At 74.0% G+C, this 3,661-nt stretch carries 4 protein-coding genes; all 4 read right to left on the bottom strand.

Annotation, left to right across the window (positions count from 1 at the left end):
* Positions 1-178: 178 nt before the first annotated feature.
* From galK to ABD194_RS09880, 4 genes are read right to left on the bottom strand one after another with little or no spacing between them, the layout of a single operon-like run.
* Positions 179-1,363, bottom strand: coding sequence for a galactokinase (gene galK, locus ABD194_RS09895; protein ID WP_343990766.1), 1,185 nt, complete (start codon positions 1,361-1,363; stop codon positions 179-181).
* The gene (gene galT / locus ABD194_RS09890) at positions 1,360-2,493 is read right to left on the bottom strand and encodes a galactose-1-phosphate uridylyltransferase (RefSeq protein WP_343990764.1); all 1,134 of its coding nucleotides are present in this window, start codon (positions 2,491-2,493) and stop codon (positions 1,360-1,362) included. The genes galK and galT overlap by 4 nt, the downstream gene beginning before the upstream one ends.
* Entirely contained in the window at positions 2,493-3,269 is a 777-nt protein-coding gene (locus ABD194_RS09885) for a DeoR/GlpR family DNA-binding transcription regulator (RefSeq protein WP_343990762.1), read from the bottom strand. The genes galT and ABD194_RS09885 overlap by 1 nt, the downstream gene beginning before the upstream one ends.
* Positions 3,270-3,271: 2 nt before the next feature.
* Complete coding sequence (locus ABD194_RS09880) at positions 3,272-3,619, bottom strand: Beta-galactosidase C-terminal domain (protein WP_343990760.1); 348 nt, start codon at positions 3,617-3,619, stop codon at positions 3,272-3,274.
* Between the last annotated feature and the right edge of the window lie 42 nt (positions 3,620-3,661).

The following is a 3,661-nucleotide window of genomic DNA, read 5'->3' as shown; positions in this document are numbered from 1 at the left end:
GGGCACGGTGCCGAAGGAGCCGGTCGCCACGGAGCCGGGGCCGTAGCCGCGTCGCACGGCTGCTGGCAGGGGGCGGCTCGAGGCCGGCGTCGTCGCCGAGGTCATGCCCGCACCCTGGCCAGCCCGGGTGATCCGGTGCGCCCACTCGAGCGGGACGAACCACGTCGCAGGGGCGGGGTCACGTGTCGCGGCGGGCGGAACCGGCGGCGGTGACGGGGAACGACGACGGCGCGGTGAGCCCCCGCTCGGCGAAGGCCGCGTCGATGGCGCGCGACACCTCGCCGACGGACTCGGTGCGCACGATCGCGATGCACGAGCCGCCGAAGCCACCGCCGGTCATCCGGGCGCCCAGGGCGCCGTGCTGCCGGGCCGTCTCGGTGGCGACGTCGAGCTCCTCGCACGAGATCTCGTAGTCATCGCGCATCGACACGTGCGAGGCGTCGAAGAGGCGCCCGACCTCGTCGAGGTCGCCGCCGCGCAGGGCGGCGACGGCGTGCTCGACGCGGTCGATCTCGGTGACGATGTGCTTGACCCGCCGCCGGAGCTCGTCGGTGGTCAGCTTCTCCAGGGCCGCGTCCAGCTCGGACGCCGGCACCTCGCGGAGCAGGTCCACGCCGAGGATGCCGGCGGCCTCCTCGCAGGAATCGCGGCGCGAGCCGTACTGCCCGTCGACGAGCTCGTGGTGGGCGTGCGTGTCGGTGACGAGCAGGGCGTACCCCGCCGAGGCGAGGTCGAAGGGCACCTGCTCGGTCTGCCAGCTGCGGCAGTCGAGCAGCAGCGCGGTGGCCTCGTCGGACAGCAGCGCCGCCGACTGGTCCATCCCGCCGGTGGGGGCGCCGGCGATCTCGTTCTCGGCGCGGATGCACGCCTGGGCCAGGCGTGCCCGCCCCCCGGCGTCGGCGAGCAGGCCCAGGCCGGCGAGGTCGCTGACCGCGGCCCCGACCGAGCACTCCAGCGCGGCCGAGCTCGACAGCCCCGCGCCCACCGGCACGGTCGAGTCGACGAACACGTCGAGCCCCGGCACGTCATGGCCCTCCTCGCGCAACGCCCACAGCACGCCGGCGACGTAGGACCCCCAGCCGCCCGGCTGCTCCGGCGACACCTCGTCGAGTGCCACCTCGACGACGCCGTCCTGCTGCGCGGAAGCCATCCGCAGGAGGCCGTCGTCGCGACGGGACGCGGCGGCATACGTGCGGTGGGGCAGGGCGATCGGCAGGCAGAGTCCGCCGTTGTAGTCGGTGTGCTCGCCGATGAGGTTGACGCGGCCGGGCGCGGACCAGACGCCATCGGGCTCGTGGCCGTAGCGCTCGGCGAAGCCGGTGCGCACGCTCTCCACGACCTCCCCGGGGGTGCGTTCGCTCATGGAGCCACCTCCCGCAGCCGGGCGGCGGCCCGCTCCGGCGCGACGTCGTTGATCCAGCCGCCGACGCCGGACTCGGAGCCGGCGAGGAACTTGAGGCGTCCGGGACCGCGCAGCACCGACATCACCTGCAGGTGCAGCCGCGACACGTCGCGACCCGTCTTGGCCGGTGCCTGCTGCCACGCGGCGATGTAGGGCAGCGTGACGGGAGAGCCGTCCTCGGCGACGTAGTAGCGGTCGAGCCGCCCGAGCAGGTCGCGGTAGACGACGGCGAGCTCGTCGCGCTCGTCGTCGTCGAGGGCGACGAGGTCGGGCACGTCACGGTGCGGGGCCAGGTGCACCTCGAGCGGCCAGCGAGCGGCGAAGGGGACGTATGCCGTCCAGTGCGTCCCGGAGACGACCACCCTCGAGCCGTCGGCCTGCTCGGCGGCGAGGATGTCGGCGCCCAGCAGCCGGCCCGTGCGCTCGTGGTGGCGGCGCGCCGCCTCGAGCAGCGACTTGGTGCGGTCGGGCAGGTAGGGGTAGGCGTAGATCTGGCCGTGCGGGTGCGGCAGCGTCACGCCGATCTCCTTGCCGCGGTTCTCGAAGGCGAAGACCTGCTCGACCTCCGGGATCGCGCCGAGCGCCTCGGTGCGCTGCGCCCACGTGTCGATGACGGTGCGGACCCGCTCGACGGGCAGGTCCTTGAAGGACGACTCGTGCTCGCTCGTGAAGCACACGACCTCGCAGCGGCCCACGGCCGGGCGCATGCCGAAGATGCCGGCGGGGTCGGGCACGTCGGCGCCCAGGGAGGTGACGGCATACGACGGGAACCGGTTCTCGAAGACGACGACCTGGTAGTCGCGCTCGGGGATCTCCGAGGGGACCGAGCCGTGCCCGGCCGGGCACAGTGGGCACTCGTCCTTGGGCGGCATGAAGGTGCGGTGCTGCCGGTGGGCCGCGATGGCCACCCAGTCGTCGACGAGCGCGTCGTGGCGCAGCTCGCCGGACTGCACCCGCGGCTCGACGGGGCGGGGGTCCTCCGCCGTGCGCTCCGGGGTGCCCGGCTCGTCGACGTAGATGATCTCGCGCCCGTCGGCCAGGTGCCTCGTGGTGAAGCGCGCCGCTGTGCGCGCGGGGGTGGGGGTGGTCATCAGGCCTCCGCGATCTCCAGTGACCCCACCATCTCGCGCACGGCCTCGCGGGCGCGCTCCGGGAAGGCGGCGTCGGTGACGAACAGGTCGACGTCCGCGAGATCCGCGAACGTGCTGAGCCCCACGGTGCCCCACTTCGACGAGTCGGCGAGCAGGCAGACGCGACGGGCCGACTCGACGAGCGCCCGGTTGGTCTCGGCCTCGACGAGGTTGGGGGTGGTCAGGCCGGTGCGGCCTTCGACGCCGTGGGCGCCGAGGAACAGGATGTCGACGTGGAGCGAGCGCAGCGCCGCCACGGCGACGGGGCCCACGAGCGCGTCGGACGGCGTGCGCACCCCGCCGGTCAGCACGACCGTCTGGCCGGGGGTCCCCGAGTCGTGCAGCAGCTGGGCCACCGGGACGGAGTTGGTGACCACCGTCAGGTCGGGCACGTCCTTGACGGCCCGAGCCAGCTCGTAGGTCGTCGTGCCCGCCGAGATGCCGATGGAGCTGCCGGCCTCGACGTGCCGGGCGGCCGCGCGGCCGATGGCCAGCTTCTGCGCGAGCTGCAGCCTCGACTTCGCCGAGAACCCCGGCTCGTCGCTGCTGCGCGTGCCGTCGAGCGCGAGCGCACCGCCGTGCACCCGTTCGAGCAGGCCGTCGCCCGAGAGGCGCTCGATGTCCCGGCGGATCGTCATGTCCGACACGCCGAGGCGCTCGACGAGGTCGGAGACCTTGACGGCCCCGGACTCCTGCACCAACTCGAGGATGACGGAGCGCCGCTGGCTGGCGAGCATCCTCAGTCCTCCCGAATCACGGCCACGCCACCTCGGGCGAGGCGGACGGTGCCGTCGACCGTGGCGTCCGCGACGAGGTCGTACCCACCGGCGGCCACGGCCTGCGGTTCGTCCGTGTGGTTGAGCACGAAGAGCCACGAGCGCGAGCCGTCGCTGCGTCGCGTCGCCTCGACGCCGCGAGGGACGCCGGGGACGGCCGGCTGCATGCCGGCGGCGGCGAGGACGTCGTCGAGCAGGGACCCCAGGGTGGCGTCGTCGGGCAGGGTGCTGGCGTACCACGCGGACCCGCCGTCTCCCGGGAGGTCGCGGCGCGTGACCGCGGGGCGATCGGCGAAAGGCCAGGAGCGCATGGGACACAGGGTGTCGCGTCGGGGACGGCGATGTCAACAATT

This window comes from Terrabacter terrae (assembly GCF_039529575.1).
In the GTDB taxonomy this organism is placed as follows: Bacteria; Actinomycetota; Actinomycetes; order Actinomycetales; family Dermatophilaceae; genus Terrabacter; species Terrabacter terrae.
This window is presented reverse-complemented; position numbering and strand designations above follow the sequence as displayed.

Coding starts and splice junctions, on each gene's coding strand:
- galK (WP_343990766.1), bottom strand. CDS start 1,363: ATGAGCGAACGCACCCCCGGGGAGGTCGTGGAGAGCGTGCGCACCGGC.
- galT (WP_343990764.1), bottom strand. CDS start 2,493: ATGACCACCCCCACCCCCGCGCGCACAGCGGCGCGCTTCACCACGAGG.
- ABD194_RS09885 (WP_343990762.1), bottom strand. CDS start 3,269: ATGCTCGCCAGCCAGCGGCGCTCCGTCATCCTCGAGTTGGTGCAGGAG.
- ABD194_RS09880 (WP_343990760.1), bottom strand. CDS start 3,619: ATGCGCTCCTGGCCTTTCGCCGATCGCCCCGCGGTCACGCGCCGCGAC.